Here is a 22,511-nt window from a genome sequence, read left to right on the forward strand (position 1 = left end):
ACATCAAGGCATGCCATGCCAATTTCCCCCGCTCGCAGATTTTCTCACCGCGCTGCTCTTAAACCTGAGGTTTCTCGCTTAGGTTGTATAGGGTGAATTCCTGCTTGTTCGCAGAATTGAGCTGCCCCCCGGGAAAAATCGCGCGGCACGTGCGCGGTGGTTTCCGGAGTGTTCGTTCAGTCCTGGATCGACCGACCAGGGGCGGCTCGCATGCAACCTCACAGGCGCGCTGCAGGCGCCATCACGCCAGGCGCGAGAACCAGCCATCTGCATCGCTCGCTTGCCTCGGCTGTGCCCTGGATCTCCAGAATTCGAAGAGGCTTTCGGCGGCTCTTGCTGGCGGGCGGAGAGCCATGAGCTGGATGGAAGCGTTCATGGGCTTGACACCGATTTGGTCATATGGAACGTTCCAGTTCGAAGCTGGAACGTTCTAGAAGCCCGGCTCATGGAAACGCGACATGGAGAAAGTGCATGGACGAGCATAATCCGTCACGCCGCGCCGCTTTGGGCGCGCTAGCCTTGGGGACGGCCGCCGCTGCTGCGGTCACTGCAAGCACGACGACAGCCAGCGCCTCGACGCCTGAGGAATTCACCAAGCGCGGCAGCATTGCCATCGGTGTCGTGTCGGGCGTGCCGCCTTTCGGTATCGTCAATGAGCGCGGCGAAGCATCGGGCTACGATGTCGATGTCGCCAATCTCATCGCCAAATACATGGGCGTGAAGGCGGAGATCACCGCGCTGGCGCCGCCGGCACGCATTCCCGCCTTGCAGGCCAAGCGTGTGGACCTGCTGGTCGCGACGCTCGGACCGACGCCGGAGCGCGCCAAGACCATCGTCTTCCCGATGCCTTACAGCGCCTTCCGCATGTCGATCATGGGCGCGAACGATCTGGCCGCGAAGTCTCTGGCTGATCTCGCCGGCAAGCGCGTCGCGGTTCCGCGCGGCAGCCCGCAGGACACCACGCTGACGCGCATGGCGATGCCGGGTACGAACATCGTGCGCTTCGATGACGATGCGATCTGCGCCCAGGCGGTCTTCAGCCGCCAGGTCGATGCCGCGGCCCTTCCGGACACCACGGTCAATCAGATTCTGGGTCAGAACAAGGGCGCCAACGCCGAGCTCAAGTTTGCCTTCGCGCTGCAGCCCAACTCGATGGCTGTCCGCAAGGACCAGATGGAGCTGCATCAGTGGCTCAACAACACGATCTGGTTCATGAAGAACTCTGGAGAGCTCGACGAAATCTCCAAGAAGTGGCTCAACGCGCCTCTGCCGGAACTCCCGGTCTTCTGAGCTAGCGCGCCGGTGCGCCCCGGCGGCGCACCGGCTTCGTCTTCTCCCGCGATCGAAATGTCAGCACTATGCCAAGCCTCGTCTTTTCCGACGTTTGGGCGCAATTAGACACGCTCCTGAGCGGCCTTCTGCAGACCGTCTGGATCTCCGCTGTCGCTATCGTGCTCGGCGTGGTCATCGGCGTCCTGTGCGCGGTCGCGCGCAGCGCACGCAGCCGGCTCCTGCGCGTTCTTGCAGCCGGATATGTCGAGGGCATGCGCAACACGCCCTTCATCGTCCAGCTCTTCCTCGTCTTCTTCGGGCTTCCCGGCCTGGGCATTCAGATCACGGCGATCCAGGCCGGGCTGATCGCGCTCACCCTCAATCTCGGCGCCTATTCGGCAGAGATCATTCGCGCTGGAATCGAGGCCACCCATCGCTCGCAGATCGAGGCCGGTGCGGCACTCGGACTGAGGCGCCGCGACATTCTGCTCCACGTCGTGCTTCTGCCGGCCCTGGAGCGGGTCTGGCCGGCGCTGTCGAGCCAGTTCGTCCTCACCATGCTTGCCTCATCGATCCTCTCCCAGATTTCCGTCGAGGAACTGTCCTCTGCGGGAGCCCTGATCGACAGCCGCACCTATCGCTCGATGGAGGTCTACATCATCCTCGCCGGCTTCTATCTCGGCCTCACGATGCTGTTCCGCCTGAGCTTCGATCTCGCCGGCCGGTTCCTGTTTCCGCGCCGTCGCGCGGTGGCGGTGCGTCGATRATCCGTTCCTTCGGTCCTGCCGAATTCACCTTTCTCGTCGAGGCGGCGCGCTGGACCGTGCTGCTCTCGCTGCTGGCCTTCATTGGCGGCGGCGCGATCGGCATGGTCGTCGCGCTGATGCGGGTGTCGCGCAACGCCATGCTCAGGAACATCGCAGCCGGCTGGATCAGCGTGGTGCAGGGCACGCCGGTGCTGATCGTGCTCTTCCTCGTCTTCTACGGCCTGCCGTTCCTCGGCTTGCGCTTTCCACCCCTCGTGGCGGCGGCGCTCGGGATGACGGTCTATGCCAGTGCCTTTCTGGGCGACATCTGGCGAGGCTGTATCGAGGCCGTGCCGCGCCAGCAATGGGAGGCGGCGTCCTCGCTCGCGCTGAAACCGGCGCAGCGCATGATCTATGTCGTGCTGCCGCAGGCCGTCAGGCTGGCGGTACCGCCGACGGTCGGCTTCATGGTGCAGATCGTCAAGAACACCTCGGTGGCGTCGATCATCGGCTTTGTCGAGCTGACGCGGGCCGGCACCCTCATGAACAACGTGACATTCCAGCCCTTCTGGGTCTTCGGCTCTGTCGCACTTCTTTACTTCGCCATGTGCTGGCCGCTGAGCGTGATGAGCCAGCGGCTCGAGAGGAGGCTCCATGCCGGTCGTCGTAGCTGAGGACGTTCGCAAGTCGTTCGGATCGCTCACCGTCCTCGACGGTGTCTCGCTGAGTGTTTCCGAAGGGGAGCTGATCGCGGTGATCGGCCGCAGCGGCTCGGGCAAGAGCACCTTCCTGCGTTGTCTGAACGGCTTGGAGACGCCTGATTCCGGGCAGATCATCGTTGCCGGTCACGCGCTTGCTCCGGGTGAGGAGGCCCTGCGTGCGCTGCGCCAGGATGTCGGCATGGTGTTCCAGTCTTACAATCTCTTTCCGCATCTGACGGTCGGTAAGAACATCGAGCTGGCGCCCAGGCTGGTGAAGAAGATCGGCAAGGCCGAGGCTTCGGATATCGCCCGTTCCGTGCTCGCCGAGGTCGGGCTGGCCGAGAAATACGACGCCTTCCCGGAGCAGCTCTCAGGCGGGCAGCAGCAGCGTGTCGCGATCGCGCGCAGCCTGGCCATGCGTCCGAAGGTGATGCTCTTCGACGAGGTCACATCGGCGCTCGATCCGGAACTGACGGGCTAGGTGCTCAAGGTCATGGAGGGCCTGTCGCGGTCCGGCATGACCATGCTGCTTGTCACACACGAAATGGCTTTTGCGAGGAAGGCGGCGAGCCGGGTGGTCTATTTCCACCAGGGACGCATTCACGAGCAGGGGCCACCCGAGGAGTTCTTCGGTGCGCCGAAGACTCCTGAACTGCAGCAATTCCTCGGAGCCGTTCTCTAGCGATGTCCCGGCCCACGCTGATCGAAGTCGCGGAACAGGCGGGCGTGTCGAAGTCGACCGCTTCGCTGGCGCTGCGCGGCGCCCCGGTTTCGGCCGAGGCGCGCGAGCGGGTTCAGCGCGCCGCGTCCCAGCTGGGCTATATCTATGATCGTGCCGCTGCCGCGATGCGGGGCGCTCGTTCGGGCACGATCGGGTTGATCGTCTTCGATCTTGCCAACCCCTTCTATTCGGAGCTCGCCGCCGGCGTGTCCGAGAGCCTGGAGGCGGAGGGCGCGCTCGTTCTGATCGCCGACACGCGCGAGGATTGCGGACGGCAGTCACGAATCCTGACCCGGATGCGCGAACATCGGCTCGACGGGCTGATCCTCTGCCCGTCGACCGGCAGCGATGCGTCGGAATTGAGAGCCCAGATTCCGTCCGACCTGCCGCTGGTCCAGGCGTTGCGCCATGTCGAGGGATTGGTCTCGGATTATTCCGGCGCTCAGAACGCGGCAGGTACGCAGGCCATTGGTCGCCATCTGCTGGGGCTCGGTCACAGGCACATCGCCTTCGCCGGGCATAATGACGAAACCTCGGTCCAGCGCGAACGTTTCGCCGGCCTGAAGCAGGCGACCGACGAGGCGGGTCTGCCGCCGCCGATCTCCATCGCCTGTCCGCCGACGCTGGCAGGCGGCGTGGCTGCTGCGGAGATCGCCCTGGCGCTTGGTCCGCAGCCCACGGCGCTCGTCTGCTTCAACGATCTCGTGGCGATCGGTGCGACGCTGGCGCTGGCGCAGCGCGGCATGACACCGGGCCGCGAGCTCTCGATCACCGGCTTCGACGACATCATGGAGGCGGCCTTGCGGACGCCAGCCCTGACCACGGTTGCGATCGAGCCCCGCAACCTTGGACGCAAGGCGGCCGAACTCGTGCTCGAGCGCCTCGACGATCCGAACGCGCCGCCGAAGACCTGCCTTCAACCCGCTCACCTCATCGTCCGGAACACGACGGGCGCCCCCTTCCTCCCTGGACATCGCCATGTCTAAATCTGTCATCACCGCGCAGGCCGCGGCCCGCCTGATCCCCGACGACGCCGTCGTCACCGTCTCGTCCTCGTCCGGGTTGAACTGTCCCGACGCCGTGCTCAAGGCGATCGGCGAACGCTTCAAGGCGGAGGGGCATCCGCGCAATCTGACGACGCTGCACCCGATCGCCGCCGGCGACATGTACGGCATCGACGGCATCGACCATCTCGCCCAGCCAGGCCTGCTCAGCGCGATCCTGGCCGGCTCCTATCCGTCCGGCCCGTCCTCGCTTCCGTCCCCGCGGATCTGGTCGATGATCGGCAGCAATGAGATTGCGGCCTGGAACGTTCCATCCGGGATTCTCTTCGACATGCACCGCGATGTCGCGGCAAGACGAGCCGGCGTCCTCACCAAGGTCGGGCTCGACACCTTCGTCGACCCGCGGCGCCATGGCTGCGCCATGAACGACGCGGCACGCGCCCGTCCCCCGGTGGTAAGCGTCGTCGCGTTCGGCGGCGAGGAGTGGCTGCACTTCCCCAATATCGTACCGAAGGTCGCGATCATTCGCGGCACGACGGCCGATGAGCGCGGCAATATCAGCATGGAACATGAGGGCGCACCGCTCGGCGCGCTCGACCAGGCCATGGCTGTCCGCAACCATGGCGGCATCGTCATCGCCCAGGTGAAGCGTGTCGTCGCAACCGGTTCGCTGCCGACGCGCCAGGTTGTGGTGCCGGGACATCTTGTCGACCACGTCGTGGTCGACCCCGACCAGCGTCAGACCACCGGAATCGACTATGACCCCGCGATCAGCGGCGAGATCCGCGTGCCGGCTTCGGCTTTCGAACTGCCGGAGTTCGGCATCGAGACCGTGATCGCCCGGCGCGCGGCGATGGTGCTGCGTTCTGGCTGGGCGGTGAATCTCGGCTTCGGCGTCTCGGCCGTGGTTCCACGCGTGCTGCTCGCCGAAGGGCAGGCCGGCAGCGTCACCTGGGCTATCGAGCAGGGTGCGGTCGGCGGCATGCCGTTGACAGGCTTTGCCTTCGGATGCGCGGCCAATGCCGACGCCATCCTGCCTTCACCCCAGCAGTTCACCTATTTCCAGGGGGGCGGCTTCGACTGCGCGCTGCTCTCCTTCCTCCAGATTTCCGCCGCGGGCGACGTCAATGTCTCGCGGCTGGGCTCGAGGCCCTATCTGACGGCTGGCGCCGGTGGGTTCGTCGACATCACGGCTCACGCCAAGCGCGTTGTCTTCAGCGGAACCTTCACCACGGGTGGGCTCGATGTTGCGATTGCCGATGGCGGTTTGACCATCAAGCGCGAAGGCAAGCTCAGGAAGTTCGTGCCGGAGGCCGAGCATGTCACCTTCAGCGGCCGCCGCAGCCGAAGCGTTGGCACGGACGTACTCTATGTCACCGAGCGCTGCGTTTTGCGCCTCACCGATGAGGGGCCGGAGGTGATCGAGATCGCCAACGGCATCGACCTGAAGCGCGACGTTCTGGAGCAGGCGGATATTCCGCTTAGGGTCGCCGCCGATCTCAGGCCGATGGATCCTCGCCTGTTCGATCCGGCCCCGATGGGTCTCGTCCTTGGAGTCAGGCCATGAGCGAAGAGCTTTCATTCGACGTCCGGGGACCTGTCGCCAGCATCACCTTGCGGCGCGCGGCCAAGCTCAATGCCTTGACGCCGGCGATGCTCGACGGACTGATCCGTGCCTGCGACGCCATCGAGGCCGACCCGGCCATTCGCTGTGCCGTGCTGCTGGCAGAGGGCAAGGCCTTCTGCGCGGGGGCCGATATCAATGCGTGGTCGGGCCTGACGCCGATCGAGATGTGGCAGCGCTGGATCGTGCCCGGTCATTCCGCGTTTGGCCGTCTCGCTGCGTTGCGCGTTCCGACGCTCGCGGTCGTCGAGGGCGCCTGCTTTGGTGGCGGCCTCGAACTCGCGCTGTGCTGCGATATCAGGATTGCGTCGCATCAGGCGATGTTCGCGATGCCTGAGGTTTCGATCGGGACACTGCCGGGCTGGGGCGGAACCGGGCGCCTGCCGCGCGCGGTCGGGCTGCCTCGCGCCAAGCAGATGATCTTCTCCGGTGAGCGGATCGATGCGGCGCGGGCGGAAGGCTGGGGGCTCGTCAACGGTGTCTTCGAAGGCGAAGGGGCACGCGCCGAGGCTTCGCGCCTGGCGGACCTGATCGCGGGACGCGCACCGGTCGCGGTCGCGGCTGCGAAGCTGGCGCTCTCGGTGCATGAGAACGATGCGCCGTCACGCGCGCTCGAGGCGCTGGGCGGAGCGATTGCGTCGGCGACGCAGGATGCGCGCGAGGGGCTGGCATCATTCCGCGAGAAGCGGGCTCCGAACTGGCAGGGGCTCTGAGACATGGCCATCGCCAGCGTCACGGGAGCAGGCCGCGGCATCGGTCAGGCCATCGCGATCGCGCTGGCCAGGGCCGGCTTCGATCTCGTCCTGAACGATCTCAGCGAAGAGGCATTGGCAGAGACCGCGGCGGCTGTGGTCGCGTGCGGTCGCAGCCATGCGCTGGTCGCCGGTGATATCGGAGCAGACGCTGCGCGGATCGGCGACAGCATGGCCGGCGCGCTTGGCCCGCTGCATTGCCATGTCAACAATGCCGGCGTGCCGATGCGCCAGCGCGGCGACCTTCTCGAAGGTGGCGCTGACGAGTTCGATCATGTGATGGGGATCAACCTGCGCGGCACGTTCCTGCTGACGCAGGCGATCGCCCGGCGCATGGCAGGCGAGGCCGCATCGCCTGGCACCGCGCGCAGCATCATCACTGTCACCTCCGCGAGCGCGATTCTGGCGTCACCCGAGCGCGGCGCATACTGCATCTCCAAGGCGGGCGCCTCGATGATGGTCAAGCTCTTTGCCTTGCGGCTCGCCGAACATGGCATCATGTGCCACGAGATCCGGCCCGGCGTGATTCATACGCCAATGACCGCGCCCGTCTCCGCGCGCTATGACGCGATGATCGCCGACGGCCTGACCCCGGTTGCCCGCTGGGGCGAGGTCGAGGATGTCGCTCGCACCGTCGCCTCCCTTGCTACCGGCGCACTCCCCTTCAGCACGGGCGACGCCTTCCATGTCGATGGCGGGCTCCATCTCCACCGCTTGTGACAGCGCCGAGGTCTTCAATGCCGAACCTTGTCCTACCCGTCGCGCCTGGGCGCAGCGAAACCTTCAGCCTGTCGCCGGCGCGCGCCTTCGAGCGGCACGAGGGCCCGTTCACACGCGTGGCCTATGCTGCGCCCCATGTCGTGGTGGATGCATCGGCCGAGCACGATCCCTGGCTCGATGCAGCGATCGATTGGGAGCGCACCATCGCCTTCCGCCGGCATCTCTGGTCGCTGGGTCTTGGTGTCGCCGAAGCGATGGATACCGCGCAGCGCGGTATGGGACTTGGCTGGCCTTCGGCGCTGGAGCTCGTCCGCCGCAGCGTCGAGGCGAGCCGGGATTTCCCGGGGGCGCTGATCGCTTCGGGCGTCGGAACCGACCACCTGGAGCCGGGGCCGGGCGTCACGGTCGATGACGTGCTGCGGGCCTATGAGACCCAGTGCGAGGCCGTCGAAGCGCTCGGTGGGCGCATCATCCTGATGGCGTCGCGCGCGCTGGCCGCCGCGGCACGCGGGCCGGCCGATTATGCCCGCGTCTATGGGCGCATCCTGTCGCAGGTGCGCGAGCCGGTCGTCCTGCACTGGCTCGGCGACATGTTCGATCCCGCCCTGGCAGGCTACTGGGGCGGGGCCGAATTCGAGACCACCATGGCTACGGTGCTCGACATCATCGCTGCCCATTCCGACAAGGTTGCCGGCATCAAGATCTCCCTGCTCGACAAGGACAAGGAAATCTTGATGCGCCGCCGCCTGCCGGCCGGAGTGCGCATGTTCACCGGGGACGACTTCAACTACGCCGAGCTGATCGAGGGAGACGAGCACGGGCACTCCGATGCGCTGCTTGGCATCTTCAACCCGATTGCGCCGGCTGTGAACGCGGCGCTGGGCGATCTTGCGCGCGGCGAGCAGGAGCGCTTTCGCAGGACACTGGCGGCGACCGTTCCGCTCAGCCGCGAAATCTTCACGGCCCCGACACGCTTCTACAAGACGGGTGTGGTCTTCATCGCCTGGCTCAACGGTCATCAGGACCATTTCACAATGCTGGGCGGGCAGGAGAGCACGCGCTCGATTCTGCATCTCTCGCGGGTCTTCAGGCTGGCCGATCAGGCCGGCATCCTGATAGATCCCGAGAAGGCTGTCGCACGGATGCGGCATCTGCTGGCGACACATGGCGTGGCTTGAAGACGTGACGATGAATCCTGCGGCAGCCGGAATGCCTGATTTCGCTTCTCGCAGAGGCCGCGCCGGACGCTGGCTGACCGAGGAACTGCTTCCAGGCTGGGCGCGGGTTGCCCGTCATCCCATCGGCGGTTTCGTGAGCGGGCTGTCTGGATCCGGCGAGCCTTTGATCGGGCAGCCGCGGATGCTGCTGGTCCAGGCTCGCCTTGCCTACAGCTTTGCAGTGGCACACAAGCTCGGTGTGCCGGGCGACTGGGCGCTGAAGGCCGCGAAGGATGCCTTCGCCGTGATCGTCGACGCGTTGCGCTCGGCGGATGGCGGCTTCAGGCAGAGCACCGGGCCCGAAGGGGCGACCCGCGACTTCTACGATCATGCCTTCGTGGCCTTCGCCTCTGCCTGGATGGAGCACGTGACCGGCGATGCCGGCTATCGTTCCGTTCTGCGCGAGACCATCGCCTTTCTCGACGATCGGATGGCTCATCCGGCCGGCGGCTATCGCGAGAGCCTCGAGCCCTCCGCTGGCCCTCGTCGCCAGAACCCGCATATGCACCTGCTCGAGGCGCTGCTTGCCGCATGCCGGGTCACCGGCGAAGCCGAGTGGCTTCTGCGGGCGCGGGGCATCGTCGATCTCTTCCTGGCGCATTTCTTCGACGTGCGTACCGGTTCGCTGATCGAGTTCATGACCGAGGACCTGGCGCCCTGCCCGGGGGAAAAGGGCGACTGGCGCGAGCCGGGTCACCATTTCGAATGGGTCTGGCTCCTGCTCGAATACCATGCTCTCTCTGCCGATGATCGGGTGCTTGCCCCCATCGAGCGGCTCTACGCCTCGGCAATGCAGCATGGCGTTCGGGGCTTCGCGGATGGCCGGGTGGGGGTCATCGAGGCGATGAGCGCAGCAGGCGATCCTCTGTCTCTCGATCGTCTGCTGTGGCCGCAGACCGAGTATGTGAAAGCCGAGATCGCGCGGGCGCGGCATTTCGGCGACGGCGACGCGGCGAAGCGCGCGGAACGTCACTTCACGGAGATCCGGGAGCTCTTCTTCGGCAACGGCGCACTGCTCTGGGCGAACCGCCTCGGTCCTGACGGTGGTTCGCGCGAGGATATCGTCCCGACGCGCGTCCTCTACCATGTCGCCTTTGCGGCGGCGGAGCTGGAGCGTGGCGCCTGAGCCGCCTGTTTGACGGTTGAAGTCGCTAAGCTCGAATTCCTGTCCCGGAGATCCCCGGCGAGCCCCCTTCGTCGCTTCGGCATCTAGGGCTTCACGGCTCCCTTCGGTTGCGGCAGCTGGCTGAGCTGGGTGCGCAGTGCCACCGCGCTTAGGCCAAAGGCTGCTTCGAACTGCGTATTGAAGCGCGTGAAATTGGAGAAGCGCCAACGCCGCGCAATCTCGCCGACGCGTTCGCCGGAATGGCCCTCGATCTCGCGTTTGACGGCCTCTAGCCGCACCGAGCGCTCGTACTCGGAGATCGACATCCCCAGGAACTTCTGAAAGCCGTATTGCAGGGCCCGCAGGCTGACGCCGGCGACCGCCGCAAGCTGCTCGGGGGTGATCGGCCTGCGGGCATTCTCCCGGATGAATTCGATGGTCCGCTTGACGTGCTTTGGGGCGATGACATGCGAGCCCCGTTCCAGCGCCTTGGCGTGATTATGGGGCAACACCTCCAGGATGAGGTCTGCCAGCAAGGCGCTCAGGCGCCTCGCGCCATGTGGAGCATCCTGCAGCAACCGGACCAGCATCGAAAGGTCGAGCCCCACGAGGAAGCGACGCAGGGCGTCGACTGAGGGCTGCTCCAGATCAAGCTCAGGCTCGAAGCTGAGCTTGCGCATGACCGGCGCCCCGGTCAGTTCGAACAGACGGTTGGTCAGCAGGTTTCTGTCGATGAGAACGGAATAGTTTTCCGAATGGGCTGAACGATGCAGCGCCTTGGTCTCGCCCACATCGAAGATCGCGGCCTGCTGCTTTTCGCAGCGAATGACGCGATCTCCGAGCTCGATGCTCGTCGAACCCTTGAGCGCCACCAGCAGCTGATATCCCCATGGACTTTGCCGTGGCTGGATTTCGACGGCATTCTCGAAACTCGTACGGGTAAGGACAATCCCGTCCGACGCTTGATTCAGTGCATTGATCTCAATTCGTCCAGAGGACTCATTCTGCGGCGAGATCGAGAGGCTCACTCCGCATGCTGCAAAGTGGTCCATGGCTTCGTGAGGGTCATGGGTGACGAAATGAAGCAGCGTCTGGCGCCGCGCTGTCGAGCGGTGATGGGCGCGCGTCATCACACCGTTCTCGACCTCGGCTCGCGGCACAGATCGCCGGCGGAAGCAAGCGTACTGGCGAGCCCTTGGCTGCATGGCAGCTTCCGACATCGCAGGTGTCGACCCATCTGAAAGCCCCTAGGCCGACCGGATTGCCTGAATCCGCCGACGATTTTTTACAGTAGGCGAAGCGAGAGGACAGATTGCGCAAACTGGATTCGCCGGGCGCAACTGCCTGACAAACAGCGCAATATCTGATTCGCGGTTAATATATCGATCAGAATTGAAGGTAAAGATTGGCCCTATCAAACGTTTCAGACCTAAACTATCTCGATTGTTTGTATGTAATCCTGCTGTAATTCGGCAGAATTTCGTGCGCGGTCGGAGATTGAATCTTGTTGGTCATAAGGAACGAAGGTCAAGATATAGAAGGTTCAATTCGTGCTGACGTTAATGCTTCCAGCAGATTGCTCGCTACGAATGGTAGGTCATCTGTTTGATCAGATGACCTCTGCTGTTCAGGCCGAGGCTGAGGTCGAAATCGATTGTTCGGCCCTTGCCGTGATCGATCTCGCCGGATTGCAGCTTCTGATTTCGGCTGGCCGGACCGCACGAGCGGCGGGCAAGCGCATCTGGCTGCAGGCTCCTTCGGACATCTTGAACGCTGCGCTGGTGCGGGCAGGCATCTCGCCCGCGCAGTTCGGTGACTGCATTCTCATCAACAGGGCTTGAGTGGCATGGCGGCAATTCTGACTGTCGACGATTCTCCGAGCGTGCGGCAGATGATCAAGCTTGTGCTCGCTCCCTCCGGCCATAAGGTCGTGGAGGCGGGTGATGGTTCCGAGGGCTTGGCCAAGGCGAAGGCAGAGCGTTTCGACCTCGTCATCACCGACCTGAACATGCCGGTGATGAACGGCCTGGAGATGATCCGGGGCCTGCGTGCGCTCCCGTCCTTTACGGGGGTGCCGATCGTCTTCCTCACGACCGAGTCCGATGACGGGGTCAAGCAGCAGGCGAAGGCCGCGGGCGCGACCGGCTGGATCACCAAGCCCTTCAAGCCGGAGCAACTGCTTGCGGTTGTCGCCAAGCTGGTGCGGACATGATGGAGCTCGATCCGACCGAAACATTCCGGCAGGAGGCCAGCGACCTGCTGGACAGTCTGGAGGCGGCGCTGCTCGATCTCGGTCAGACGCCCCAGGATAGCGATCTGATCGACGCGGCGTTCCGGGCGCTGCACACTATCAAGGGCTCGGGGGCGATGTTCGGCTTCGACCGGGTCGCGGCCTTCACCCATGATTTCGAAACCGCCTTCGACCTGATCCGCAAGGGCAAGATCTCGGCGGAGCGCGACATCATCACTGTCTCCCTGGCCGCCAAGGACTATATTCGCGCGCTGATCGACGATCCCGACTCGACCGATCCGATCATTGGTGAGGCGATCGTCGAAGAGCTCCAGGCCMTGATCGCCACGGGCGCGAGGGGAGGCACGGCGTCGCCCATCGGTGCTGCCCTCGACGAGCCTCCCGCGGTGGCCGCCGCAGACGGCGCAGGCTGGCTGATCGAAATCGCCTTCGAGCCGGATATCCTGCGCAACGGGACCAATCCGATGGTCCTGCTCGACGACCTCCGCGCGCTTGGCTCATGCAGGATGAGTGCGCATCTCGACGGCGTGCCGGAACTCGGAGCGCTCGATCCGGAGACATGCATGATCGCATGGACGGTCGAGCTTGAGGGGGGCTGTACGCGCGAGGACATCGAGGATGTCTTCATGTTCGTCCGCGATGAGATGAAGCTTGCGATCACGCCGCTCGGCTTGGCGGGATCGGCGGATGCGAAGCGTCCCGCGAGCGCGGAGATCGACGCAGTGGCTGCGGCGGCGCCCGCTGTCCCTGCCGTTGCGAAAGAGTTGCAGCCCGCCCTGACGGAGCGTGCCACTGGCGAGCGGAGCGAGGGCGCCCGTCGCGGTGAGGACAAGACCTCGACCGTCCGCGTCCAGGCCGAGCGCCTGGACGAGTTGATGGATCGCGTGGGCGAACTCGTCATTGCGCAGGCGCGGCTCAGCCAGCTCGCGCATTCCGGAACGGATCTCGCGATCAAATCGATAGCCGAGGAAATCGAGCGCCTGGCGTCCGGCTTGCGCGATTCGACCATGGGGGTGCGCATGGTGCCGATGGGCTCGCTCTTCGGCCGCTTCCGTCGCCTTGTCCACGACCTCTCGCGCGATCTCGGCAAGCCCGTCGATTTCGTGACGGTCGGCGAGGATACCGAGCTCGACAAGACCATGATCGAGCGTCTTGCCGATCCCTTGGTCCACCTCATCCGCAACGCGATCGACCACGGCATCGAAGCGCCTGCGGCTCGCGCCGGCACCACCAAGTCGCCGACGGGGCGGATCGAACTCGCCGCGCGCTATGTCGGGGCGCAGGTGCTCGTCACGGTGCAGGATGACGGCGCCGGGCTCGACGCGGCCCGCATCCGCGCCAAGGCCGAAGAACAGGGATTGATCGCGGCCGGGACGCCCCTGAGCGAACACGAGATCCATCAGTTCCTGTTCCATCCCGGCTTCTCCACTGCCCGGACGATCTCCGCGCTGTCGGGGCGCGGCGTCGGCATGGATGTGGTCAAACGCACGATCGAGGCCATGCGGGGCACGATCGATCTCGCCACCGTGCCTGGCTATGGCAGCACGGTGACGCTGCGGCTGCCGCTGACGCTCGCCATCATCGAGGGCCTGCTGATCCGCGTCGGCGAGGGGCGCTACATCATTCCGCTCTCGGCGGTGGAGGAATGCGTCGAACTGACCGCGGCCGAGGACGCTCGGGCGCGCGGACGCAACTTCCTGAACGTGCGCGGCGACCTGGTGCCCTTCCTGCGGCTGCGCGATCTCTTCGAGGCCGACGGCGAGGCCGACCCGCATCAGAAGGTCATCATCACCACGATGGGGGATACGCGCGTCGGCCTGGTCGTCGACCAGATCATCGGCAGCCACCAGACGGTGATCAAGTCGCTGTCCAAGCTTCACTCCGATGTCACGATGTTCTCGGGCGCCACCATCCTTGGCGATGGTTCCGCTGCCCTCATTCTCGACGTCGCCCAACTTGTTTCGCTCGGCCAGAGCCGCGCCGAGACCGAAAAGACACCGGAGGCGGCGTGATGCAGATTCAGACGCAAGGCGGCGCCGGCCACGGCCCTCACACGGCAGCGGAGACGCGGCTTCAGGTCCTGATGATCGGGCTCGGCAGCGAGATCTTCGCGATCGAGGCCGACATGGTACGCGAGATCATCGACCCGGTTCCCGTCACCCGGGTTGCGGGCGCGCGCGCCTTTCTGCCGGCTCTCATCAATGTGCGCGGCAATGTCATCCCCTTGGCGGATCTGCGCCTGCGCTTCGGCATGGCGCGACGAACCGACACCGCCGACACCCGCATCGTTGTCGTGGAGATCGAGATCGACGGTGATCCCGTTGCGCTCGGGATCATGGCCGACAAGGTCTACGAGGTCACGGAGATTTCAACCGCCCAGATCCAGCAGACACCGCGTCTGGGAATGCACTGGCGGCCGGAATTCATCCGGTTCATCACCAAATGGAACGACGAATTCGTCATCGTTCCCGATCTCGAGAAAATTCTGAGCTGAAGCGCTACCCATCCAGCGCAAGACACCCTTCACGTTGCTTATCGGGGACTGACTATGAGATTGACGATCAAGACTAAACTGGCCGGTGCCTTCGGCATGGTCATTGCCCTGTCCATGGTGGCAGGCGGACTTTCCTATCAGAGGCTGTCCGACATGTCCGAGACGCAGGACGTGCTGATCAATTGGACCAACCGGCTGGACCAGATCAGCGACGTTCGCAGCATGATGAACAGGTCGGTTCGCTCGGAAAAGAATGCCGTCATGGCGGCAACCGACAAGGAAACGCTCGCTCATGCGGCGAGTGCCGTCCAGAACCGCCTCGACGCCGTGAAGCTGAAGGAGCGGATCCAGGCTCAGGCCAGCGACGACGGCAAGCGCCGCTGGGAGGCTCTGACGCCGAAGATCAATCGCTTCTTCGCGGCGCAGGACGAGGTCATCCGCAACGCCAAGCTGAACTCGAACAATCGTGCTGCGGAACTCTGGATCAGCGAGATGACGCCGCTCATCCAGGGCGTGACGGTCGCCTCGACGGCGCTCCTGAGCGAGCTCGCCAAACCGTCCGCTTCGCCCGAGGCGCTGCGGCTGGCTCTCGATTTCCAGTCGGTGCGGCTGGAATGGCTGCGCTTGACGCGGTCGATCGGGCAGCTGTTCGGCGCGACGACCGTTGCCGATGTCGAGAAGCTGCAAAAATCTGCCGAAGTGCAGGCTCGCGACGTTCGCGCTGCGCTCGCCAAGACTGCGGCCCCCATCGCGGAGCAGGGAGTGTCGCCGGCAAACATGCTTGCCGCCTTCGACAAGGGTATCGATTCGGCGCTTCGGATCGCAGCCGTCGCGGGCGAGGCGGGAAACATCAAGGCCAGCACGATCTCGATGGGCGAAGGCAGCGAAGCCGTCACCGAGATGATGGCGGGGCTCGATGAGTATACCGACTTCATCAAGCAGTCCGCCGCGGCGGCGGCCAAGGAAGCAAGCGAACAGGCGGCCTTCGCCAAGACGCTGCTCATCGGCATCATTCTGGGCTCGCTGCTGATCGCCATCATCGCCGCCACCTGGATCGCCCTTGCGATCAGCCGCGGCCTGTCGAGCGCGGTCGGTCTCGCCAATGCGGTTGCGATCGGCGACCTCGGACAGTCGATCTCGGTGAAGAGCAAGGATGAGATCGGCGATCTCGTCACCGCGCTGAACACGATGACGGCAAATCTCAACGACACGGCCGCTGTCGCCAACGCGATCTCCAATGGTGACCTCACGGTCGAGGCCAAGAGGCTGTCGGAGAAGGACACGCTCGGCATCGCTCTCGAGAACATGGTCGAGAAGCTGCGTGATGTCGTCGGGCAGGTGACGAGTGCTGCCGAGAACATGTCTTCGGGCAGCCAGGAACTGTCGGCCAGCGCCGAACAGCTCTCGCAAGGCTCGACCGAGCAGGCCTCTTCGACCGAGGAAGCCTCCTCATCGATGGAGGAGATGGCGGCCAATGTGAAGCAGAACGCCGAGAATGCCAGCCAGACGGAGAAGATGGCCTCGCAGTCGGCGAAGGATGCCGAAGCGAGCGGCGTTGCCGTCGGCAAGGCGGTCGACGCGATGCAGACCATTGCCGCCAAGATCAACATCGTCCAGGAGATCGCCCGTCAGACCGATCTGCTGGCGCTGAACGCGGCGGTCGAGGCAGCCCGTGCCGGCGAGCATGGCAAGGGCTTCGCGGTGGTCGCCTCGGAAGTGCGCAAGCTCGCCGAGCGCAGCCAGGCGGCTGCGGCGGAAATCGGGACGCTGTCGGCCGATACGGTCAAGGTCGCGCAGGAAGCCGGCTCCATGCTGGCCAGGCTGGTGCCTGATATCAAGAAGACCGCCGAGCTGGTCGAGGAGATCACCTCCGCCAGCCGCGAGCAGGATGTCGGCGCTGCCCAGATCAATCAGGCGATCCAGCAGCTCGACAAGGTGACGCAGCAGAACGCAGCCGCCTCCGAACAGGTCTCCGCGACCTCCGAGGAGCTCTCGGCTCAGGCCGAGACGCTGCAGGCCACGATCGCCTTCTTCCGGCTCGATGAAGGCAGCACGCGCAAGAACAGTCAGCGCCCGGTTGGTGTCGACAGGGCGGTCACCCAGCTGCGCGGCAAGGCCACGGCCATGGCGACGGCGATCCARCCGAAGAAGGCGCCTGTCTCCGGGTTGCGCCCGGCCAAGAAGGTCGTCAATGGCGGCTTCGCCTTTGACATAGATGGCGGCGAGGATCAGCACGACGCCGCGTTCCACCGCGCCTGAGCGGATACCGGCCCCGCCCAGGAGGCGGGGCCGGTCCTGCTGCCCTCCAATCCGCCTGGTTCCCTAGCCGCATCGCGAGTCTTCCATGGCCGACACCGCCCAATACCTGACCCTTGGCATCGATCAGGAGCTCTTCGGTATCGATATCCGCAATGTCCGCGAGATTCTCGACATGCGCCCGATATCGAAGCTGCCACATGCGCCGGCCTTCCTGCTCGGCATGATCGATGTCCGCGGCGCCGGCTACCCGATCGTCGATCTGCGGACCAAGCTCGGGCTGCCGCGCACGGAGCCGACCGACGCGACGCGCATCATCATTCTGGATGTGCCGGTCAAGGGCCGGACGCTGGGCGTCGGCTTCGTCGCCGATCGGGTCTTCGAGGTCACGGGTCTCGACGCCGACCAGACCGAAGCCGCTCCCGATGTCGGCGGTCGCTGGCAGTCGAACTACATCGCCGGGATCGGGCGCAAGGGTGAAGCCTTCATCGTCGTCTTCGATCTCGAGCGCCTGATGGAAGCCGACGGCCTCCCCCTGACCGATCTCGCCGCCGGTAAGGCAGCCTGAGACCGATGGGGCCAACGATGTCGCATTCCTCGGACTATCTGGCTGACAAGCATTTCTCGGCCATCGCCGCGATCATCGAGAGCCGCGTTGGCATCAAGTTGCCGCCGACGAAGCGCACCATGGTCGAGGGGAGGCTGCGCAAGCGCGCCCGCGCGCTTGGCCTGGCGGGGGTGTCCGGCTACGGCGCCCATCTGTTCGAGCGCGGCGGACTCGACGACGAGCTTGTTCACCTGATCGATTGCGTGACCACCAACAAGACCGATTTCTTTCGCGAGCCGAGCCATTTCGAGTTTTTGYGCAATGTCGCCGTGCCGCAGCTGCTGCGGCGGCATGGCTCGCTTCCGGCTGGCCTGAAGGTCTGGAGMGCTGCCTGCTCGACAGGGGCGGAAGCCTATACGGTTGCGATGGTGCTGCAGGACCTGGTGAATGCCGCCAGACCGATCCGCTTCTCGATCCTGGGTACCGACATCTCGACGGAGGTCCTGCGCGAGGCGAGAGCGGCCATCTATCCGCGCCCCTTCGTCGCTCCGGTGCCGCTGGCCCTGCAGCAGCGCTATCTCATGAGATCGAAGGATCCGCGGCAGGACGTCGTCAGGGTCACGCCGGAGCTGCGCCGAAAGGTCCATTTCGAGCGCCTGAACCTGATGGATGAGAGCTATCCATTCGACCGGGACGTCGACGTCATTTTCTGCCGCAACGTGCTGATCTATTTCGACGGGCCGACTCAGAGGGCCGTCATCGAACGCCTCGTGTCGCATCTGCGCCCCGGCGGCTACCTGATGCTTGGCCATTCCGAATCGATGGCGGGCAGTGGCATTGCCGGACTGCAGCAGGTCGTCCCGACCGTCTATCAGGCCGATCCCGCCGCGCCCAGGATGTCAGCAGCATGACCCGCCCACCGATCCGCGTGCTCATCGTCGACGATTCCGCCTCGGTGCGCCAGGTCCTCAGTTCGATCCTGAACGACGATCCGGGCATCGAGGTGATGGGAACGGCGGCCGATGCCTTTGCCGCCGTGCGCCGCCTGCAGAACGAATTGCCCGATGTCATGATCCTCGACATCGAGATGCCGGGCATGGACGGGCTCACCTTCCTGCGCAAGATCATGGCGCAGCGGCCGATCCCGGTGATMATCTGCTCGACCTTGACCGAGGCGGGATCGCGGGCGCTGTTCGATGCGCTCGAAGCCGGCGCGGTCGACGTGCTGCCAAAGCCGCGTATCGACACGCGCAACGCCCTGATCGAGACGGCTRACCGGCTCAGGCACTCCGTCAGGGCGGCCGCGCAGGCGCGGCTGMGCCCCAGGCAGGCCCGCCTGCCCGTCGAGAAGAAGCTGACTGCGGATGTCATCATGCCGCCACCGGTCCCGGGACGTGTCCGTAGCGAGACGGATCGCATCGTCTGCATCGGGATTTCGACCGGGGGGACCGAGACCCTGCGGGAGGTTCTCACCGCCCTGCCGGTCACATGCCCCGGCATTGCGGTGGTGCAGCACATGCCCGAAAAGTTCACCGCCGCCTTTGCCCGGCGGCTGAACGGCATTTGCGCGGTCGAGGTCAAGGAGGCCGAGGATGGCGACGAGCTTCGCGCCGGCCGCGTCCTGATTGCGCCGGGAAATCGTCACATGCTCCTGCAGCGCTCCGGCACGCAGTATCGCGTCGCCATCAAGGACGGCCCGCATGTCTCGCGTCACCGCCCGTCCGTCGATGTGCTGTTCCGCTCGGCGGCCCAGTATGCCGGTGCCAACGCACTCGGCCTGATCATGACCGGCATGGGCGACGACGGTGCCCGCGGGCTGCTCGAAATGCGCAAGGCCGGCGCGCACACGCTCGCGCAGGACGAGGAGAGTTGCGTCGTCTTCGGCATGCCGAAGGAAGCCATCGAGCTTGGCGCAGCCCAGCGCGTGGTCGGCCTTGCGCGGGTCCCGCAGGAAATCATGGCCTGGCCGCATCTCGGGCGCGGCGGGGCAGGCGAGATCGCCCAAACCGCCTGAGGGCTGAATCGCAATGCGTTGGGGGCAGAATGTTCCGGAATAACGAAGGACTACCGAGGTTGATCCAGTCGCTCGATGCGAATGCGCGCGCGATCGATGTGACCTTCGCCACGGCCGGGCAGCAGCTTGGCGAGGGCCTGACGCTGTTCCAGGCACTGAACGAGCAGCTCGCGGCCTTGTCGAGCGAACTCGCAGGCAGCGAGATCGAACAGGCCCGTACGGCGCTGCATCGTCTCGCCGGCGAGCTGCGCACGCTGAACGACGACCTTTCCGCCGAAACCAGCGCGCTTCAGGATCTGTCGATTCACAGCCACAACGCCTCTCAGGCCCTGGAACGGCTGCTCGAGCATATGCGGCTCATCACCATCCTCGCACGCAGCGCGCGGATCGAGGCGATCTCCATTCCGATGGTCGGGAGCGATTTCGGCGACTTCGCCGGCGAGATCGGCACGCTGACTACGCAGGCCCAACGCACGATCGAGCGCTGCGCGCGCGACCAGGCGCAGCTCTGCAGCCTTCTTGATTCCGCACTGACGGCGCAGCGCGAATTCGAAGGACGCTATGGCAGATCCCTGGCAGCCCTGGCGGGCAAGCTCGGCCAGACGCTGGCGGAGGTCATCGAGCGCCAGAGCCGCAGCGTCGCGCTGACGGAAGAGGCTGCCGCGATCTCGGGCCGCATCACATTGGCGACCGGAGGCGCCATCATCGCTCTCCAGTCCGGTGACAGTATGCGCCAGAGGCTGGAGCATGCCATTTCCGGGCTGCGCCTGGGTGAGGCGCCGGGAGCGGTCGGCGACGAGGACGGCGAGACACGCGCCGCCTGTGTCAACGTGCTGCTCCGGCTTCAGTCGGCGCAGCTTGAAGCAGCGTCAGGAGCGCTCGGTCCCGATGTCGAAGAGATCAACAGCGCGCTGATCCTGCTCGACCGCGAGACCACGCAGCTGATCGATCTCGTCAGGTCGCTCTATCGCGGCGGCAATGGCGGGGCCGCATCCTTCCTGGTGGAGCTGGAGGCTGACCTCGCCGAGGCCTCAGTGCTGCTGGGCCGATGCGACATCGCCCGTGCGGGCGTCGATCGCGTCACCGAAGCGGTGGCGAGCGTTCTCGACACCTGCCAGGGCACGGTCGAGGCGCTTGCTGCGACCGCTGCGAATATCGTCCTGATCGGCATGAATGCAGGGCTGCGCGCGGCTCGTATCGGCACCGGTGGGCGCAGTCTCGTGGTGATTGCGCAGGAGTTGAAGTTCGCGGCCGATCAAGTGTCGACCGATTCGCGCAAGCTGACTCCAGCCTTCACGCAGATGCAGGCCGCCTCATCGGTGCTCAAATGCGAGGGGAGGCTCGACGCTGCCTATTTCGCCTCGCGCGACCTGACGATGCGCAGCTCGCTCGCAACCATGCGCCATAGCGGCGACCGGCTCGGTGCGAGCCTGGACGAGCTGCTGCGGGAGKGAGAACGGTTCGGCGCCGTGATCGAGCAGGCCGGATTGTCCTTCTCGAGCACCGGAGCCATGCGTGATCTCATCACGGGGGCGGCGCATGAACTGCTGCGCGCTGCCGGCGCACAACTGCCGGAGACGCATCTGCGCGCGCGGGTCGGGGATTTCATCGAGCAGGAAATCTGGCCGAACTACACCATGGCGGCGGAACGCCAGATCCATACCGCCGTGCTCGAGGCTTGCGGAGTAGTGACCGGGGCGCGTGCGCCGGTCGCCGTGCCTGCAGAAGCGGATGTCGATGAATTCCTGTTCTGAGCCTGTGCGATCCGGCGCCCCCTGGCGCCATTCAGGCGGGGGGCGTCGGCATTAAGTGCAGGTTTACTGACTTTGTTCTTTTCGCTCAAAAGTTGAGCGTTGACCGGAGCCCTTCACGATTATTGGGCTCCCGCCCGCCTAACAAGACAGCCGCTTACCTTGGAGAAACGTGGCATGCGTCTGGGCGGTTGGGGATTTGTTAAACGGGGCATCGCGGCCGCGCTGGCCGGCCTGATGGCCGGCCTGATGGCCGGGGTGATGCCGGTTCAGGCCTGCACGAATATACTTCTGATGGCGGCGGATGGAACGCCGGTCTATGGCCGCACGCTGGAATACGCGATCGAGACCCAGTCCGATGTCGTCGTCGTGCCGCGCAACTACGAGTTCGTCGGGACGCGCCCGAGCAATGTGCCCGGCATCAAATGGACGGCGCGTTATGCCTTTGTCGGCGTCATGAGCTTCGGCCAGCCCTTCGTCTCGGACGGCATGAACGAGAAGGGGCTCGCCGGTGGCGCGCTCTATTTCCCCGATTTCGCCAGCTATACGCCGCCTGAGAAGGCCGATGGGCGCACCGCGCTGGCACCGTGGGAGTTCCTGAGCTGGGTGCTGTCGAATTTCTCGACCGTTGCCGAGGTGAAGGCGGCGCTCGACAAGACTGCGATCATCGATCTGCCTGCGCCGATCGTGAACTTCACCTTGCCCTTCCATTTTCCGATCCATGATGCGACCGGCGCCTCGATCGTCATCGAGCCGATCGACGGGAAGCTGAAGGTCTATGACAACCCGATGGGCGTCCTGACCAATTCGCCGCCCTTCGACTGGCACCTCAACAACATCCGAAACTATGTGAAGATGTCGCCGGTCTCGGCCGACCCATTGAAGATCGGTGGGAAGACGTTTGCGCCGTTCGGTCAGGGCTCCGGCTTGCTCGGCATCCCGGGCGACCCGACGCCGCCCTCGCGCTTCATTCGTGCGCTCGGCTATGCCGCGTCGGCGAAGCAGCTTGCCGATGGTCCGCAGACCGTGCGCCTTGTCGAGCACATCATGAACAATTTCGATATCCCGATCGGCTTCATCGACTCGGCTGCGAAGGGCGGTGAGCTCGAATACACCCAGTGGACCTCGGTCGCCGACCTGCGGGCCAAGAAATACTACATCAAGGGCTACAAGGATCAGGTCCTGCGTGCGGTCGATCTGAACAGCTTCGATCTGGATGCGAAGGCCCTGCGGGTTGCGCCGTTCAAGATCAACCTGACGCCGCCGGCGCTCGAATTCGCCAAGTAGCAGGCGGGAACGAGCAGGCAGGAAAGTTCGGACCTTCGGCCCGCTGCAT

At 65.0% G+C, this 22,511-nt stretch carries 20 protein-coding genes and 1 pseudogene; 20 read left to right on the forward strand and 1 reads right to left on the reverse strand.

The window, feature by feature from the left end:
• Positions 1-471 precede the first annotated feature (471 nt).
• The 10 genes and pseudogenes from AC1DRP_RS20345 to AC1DRP_RS20390 all read left to right on the forward strand — a co-directional run bounded on the left by AC1DRP_RS20345 (position 472) and on the right by AC1DRP_RS20390 (position 9,883).
• Positions 472-1,290 (forward strand): transporter substrate-binding domain-containing protein, encoded by an 819-nt coding sequence (locus AC1DRP_RS20345; protein WP_069877798.1) that lies wholly within the window; start codon positions 472-474, stop codon positions 1,288-1,290.
• A 68-nt stretch (positions 1,291-1,358) separates the two neighbouring features.
• Positions 1,359-2,039 (forward strand): amino acid ABC transporter permease, encoded by a 681-nt coding sequence (locus AC1DRP_RS20350; RefSeq protein WP_441490266.1) that lies wholly within the window; start codon positions 1,359-1,361, stop codon positions 2,037-2,039.
• Positions 2,039-2,692, forward strand: a complete 654-nt coding sequence (locus tag AC1DRP_RS20355) for an amino acid ABC transporter permease (protein ID WP_476769383.1) — start codon at positions 2,039-2,041, stop codon at positions 2,690-2,692. The genes AC1DRP_RS20350 and AC1DRP_RS20355 overlap by 1 nt, the downstream gene beginning before the upstream one ends.
• Positions 2,673-3,401 (forward strand): annotated as a pseudogene (locus tag AC1DRP_RS20360) (amino acid ABC transporter ATP-binding protein). Before AC1DRP_RS20355 ends, AC1DRP_RS20360 begins: the two are co-directional and overlap by 20 nt.
• A 2-nt stretch (positions 3,402-3,403) precedes the next feature.
• Complete coding sequence (locus AC1DRP_RS20365) at positions 3,404-4,426, forward strand: LacI family DNA-binding transcriptional regulator (protein ID WP_441507860.1); 1,023 nt, start codon at positions 3,404-3,406, stop codon at positions 4,424-4,426.
• The gene (locus tag AC1DRP_RS20370; protein ID WP_441507861.1) at positions 4,419-6,011 is read left to right on the forward strand and encodes an acyl CoA:acetate/3-ketoacid CoA transferase; all 1,593 of its coding nucleotides are present in this window, start codon (positions 4,419-4,421) and stop codon (positions 6,009-6,011) included. The genes AC1DRP_RS20365 and AC1DRP_RS20370 overlap by 8 nt, the downstream gene beginning before the upstream one ends.
• Positions 6,008-6,781, forward strand: a complete 774-nt coding sequence (locus tag AC1DRP_RS20375) for an enoyl-CoA hydratase/isomerase family protein (RefSeq protein WP_441507862.1) — start codon at positions 6,008-6,010, stop codon at positions 6,779-6,781. Before AC1DRP_RS20370 ends, AC1DRP_RS20375 begins: the two co-directional genes overlap by 4 nt.
• A 3-nt stretch (positions 6,782-6,784) precedes the next feature.
• Positions 6,785-7,540: a 3-ketoacyl-ACP reductase gene (locus AC1DRP_RS20380; RefSeq protein WP_441507863.1), complete on the forward strand. Its 756-nt coding sequence runs from the start codon at positions 6,785-6,787 to the stop codon at positions 7,538-7,540.
• Positions 7,541-7,557: 17 nt separating this feature from the next.
• Positions 7,558-8,718, forward strand: a complete 1,161-nt coding sequence (locus AC1DRP_RS20385) for a dihydrodipicolinate synthase family protein (protein WP_441507864.1) — start codon at positions 7,558-7,560, stop codon at positions 8,716-8,718.
• A gap of 31 nt (positions 8,719-8,749) precedes the next feature.
• Positions 8,750-9,883 (forward strand): AGE family epimerase/isomerase, encoded by a 1,134-nt coding sequence (locus tag AC1DRP_RS20390; protein ID WP_441507865.1) that lies wholly within the window; start codon positions 8,750-8,752, stop codon positions 9,881-9,883.
• An 83-nt stretch (positions 9,884-9,966) separates the two neighbouring features.
• Here AC1DRP_RS20390 and AC1DRP_RS20395 read toward each other — a convergent pair whose 3' ends face one another.
• On the reverse strand, positions 9,967-11,082 hold the full coding sequence (locus AC1DRP_RS20395) for a helix-turn-helix transcriptional regulator (protein ID WP_476769377.1): 1,116 nt from the start codon (positions 11,080-11,082) through the stop codon (positions 9,967-9,969).
• A gap of 330 nt (positions 11,083-11,412) precedes the next feature.
• Between AC1DRP_RS20395 and AC1DRP_RS20400 the strand changes: the two genes are divergently transcribed.
• The 10 genes from AC1DRP_RS20400 (at position 11,413) to AC1DRP_RS20445 (ending at position 22,462) form a co-directional block, all read left to right on the forward strand.
• A complete protein-coding gene (locus AC1DRP_RS20400) occupies positions 11,413-11,703 on the forward strand; it encodes an STAS domain-containing protein (RefSeq protein WP_441507867.1) in 291 nt (96 codons plus the stop codon).
• Positions 11,704-11,708: 5 nt separating this feature from the next.
• On the forward strand, positions 11,709-12,074 hold the full coding sequence (locus AC1DRP_RS20405) for a response regulator (RefSeq protein WP_441507868.1): 366 nt from the start codon (positions 11,709-11,711) through the stop codon (positions 12,072-12,074).
• Positions 12,071-14,125 carry a chemotaxis protein CheA gene (locus AC1DRP_RS20410; RefSeq protein WP_476769378.1) on the forward strand — a complete coding sequence of 685 codons (2,055 nt, stop codon included), beginning with the start codon at positions 12,071-12,073 and terminating at the stop codon, positions 14,123-14,125. Before AC1DRP_RS20405 ends, AC1DRP_RS20410 begins: the two co-directional genes overlap by 4 nt.
• Positions 14,125-14,607, forward strand: coding sequence for a chemotaxis protein CheW (locus tag AC1DRP_RS20415; RefSeq protein ID WP_441490254.1), 483 nt, complete (start codon positions 14,125-14,127; stop codon positions 14,605-14,607). Before AC1DRP_RS20410 ends, AC1DRP_RS20415 begins: the two co-directional genes overlap by 1 nt.
• Before the next feature lie 54 nt (positions 14,608-14,661).
• Positions 14,662-16,866, forward strand: coding sequence for a HAMP domain-containing methyl-accepting chemotaxis protein (locus AC1DRP_RS20420; RefSeq protein WP_441507870.1), 2,205 nt, complete (start codon positions 14,662-14,664; stop codon positions 16,864-16,866).
• Between the two features lie 85 nt (positions 16,867-16,951).
• Positions 16,952-17,431, forward strand: coding sequence for a chemotaxis protein CheW (locus tag AC1DRP_RS20425; protein ID WP_441507871.1), 480 nt, complete (start codon positions 16,952-16,954; stop codon positions 17,429-17,431).
• Between the two features lie 17 nt (positions 17,432-17,448).
• Complete coding sequence (locus AC1DRP_RS20430; RefSeq protein ID WP_476769379.1) at positions 17,449-18,321, forward strand: CheR family methyltransferase; 873 nt, start codon at positions 17,449-17,451, stop codon at positions 18,319-18,321.
• On the forward strand, positions 18,318-19,424 hold the full coding sequence (locus tag AC1DRP_RS20435; protein WP_476769380.1) for a protein-glutamate methylesterase/protein-glutamine glutaminase: 1,107 nt from the start codon (positions 18,318-18,320) through the stop codon (positions 19,422-19,424). Before AC1DRP_RS20430 ends, AC1DRP_RS20435 begins: the two co-directional genes overlap by 4 nt.
• A 29-nt stretch (positions 19,425-19,453) precedes the next feature.
• Positions 19,454-21,178 carry a coiled-coil domain-containing protein gene (locus tag AC1DRP_RS20440; RefSeq protein WP_476769381.1) on the forward strand — a complete coding sequence of 575 codons (1,725 nt, stop codon included), beginning with the start codon at positions 19,454-19,456 and terminating at the stop codon, positions 21,176-21,178.
• Between the two features lie 174 nt (positions 21,179-21,352).
• Positions 21,353-22,462, forward strand: coding sequence for a linear amide C-N hydrolase (locus AC1DRP_RS20445; RefSeq protein WP_476769382.1), 1,110 nt, complete (start codon positions 21,353-21,355; stop codon positions 22,460-22,462).
• The last annotated feature ends 49 nt before the right edge of the window (positions 22,463-22,511 follow it).

It is taken from the genome of Allobosea sp. 01N443, from assembly GCF_056399325.1.

Excerpts from the sequence above, each read along its gene's own strand:
- AC1DRP_RS20345 (WP_069877798.1), top strand. The coding sequence starts at position 472 with ATGGACGAGCATAATCCGTCACGCCGCGCCGCTTTGGGCGCGCTAGCC.
- AC1DRP_RS20415 (WP_441490254.1), top strand. The coding sequence starts at position 14,125 with ATGCAGATTCAGACGCAAGGCGGCGCCGGCCACGGCCCTCACACGGCA.
- AC1DRP_RS20425 (WP_441507871.1), top strand. The coding sequence starts at position 16,952 with ATGGCCGACACCGCCCAATACCTGACCCTTGGCATCGATCAGGAGCTC.
- AC1DRP_RS20445 (WP_476769382.1), top strand. The coding sequence starts at position 21,353 with ATGCGTCTGGGCGGTTGGGGATTTGTTAAACGGGGCATCGCGGCCGCG.
- AC1DRP_RS20390 (WP_441507865.1), top strand. The coding sequence starts at position 8,750 with ATGCCTGATTTCGCTTCTCGCAGAGGCCGCGCCGGACGCTGGCTGACC.
- AC1DRP_RS20380 (WP_441507863.1), top strand. The coding sequence starts at position 6,785 with ATGGCCATCGCCAGCGTCACGGGAGCAGGCCGCGGCATCGGTCAGGCC.
- AC1DRP_RS20395 (WP_476769377.1), bottom strand. The coding sequence starts at position 11,082 with ATGTCGGAAGCTGCCATGCAGCCAAGGGCTCGCCAGTACGCTTGCTTC.
- AC1DRP_RS20370 (WP_441507861.1), top strand. The coding sequence starts at position 4,419 with ATGTCTAAATCTGTCATCACCGCGCAGGCCGCGGCCCGCCTGATCCCC.
- AC1DRP_RS20375 (WP_441507862.1), top strand. The coding sequence starts at position 6,008 with ATGAGCGAAGAGCTTTCATTCGACGTCCGGGGACCTGTCGCCAGCATC.
- AC1DRP_RS20405 (WP_441507868.1), top strand. The coding sequence starts at position 11,709 with ATGGCGGCAATTCTGACTGTCGACGATTCTCCGAGCGTGCGGCAGATG.
- AC1DRP_RS20365 (WP_441507860.1), top strand. The coding sequence starts at position 3,404 with ATGTCCCGGCCCACGCTGATCGAAGTCGCGGAACAGGCGGGCGTGTCG.
- AC1DRP_RS20385 (WP_441507864.1), top strand. The coding sequence starts at position 7,558 with ATGCCGAACCTTGTCCTACCCGTCGCGCCTGGGCGCAGCGAAACCTTC.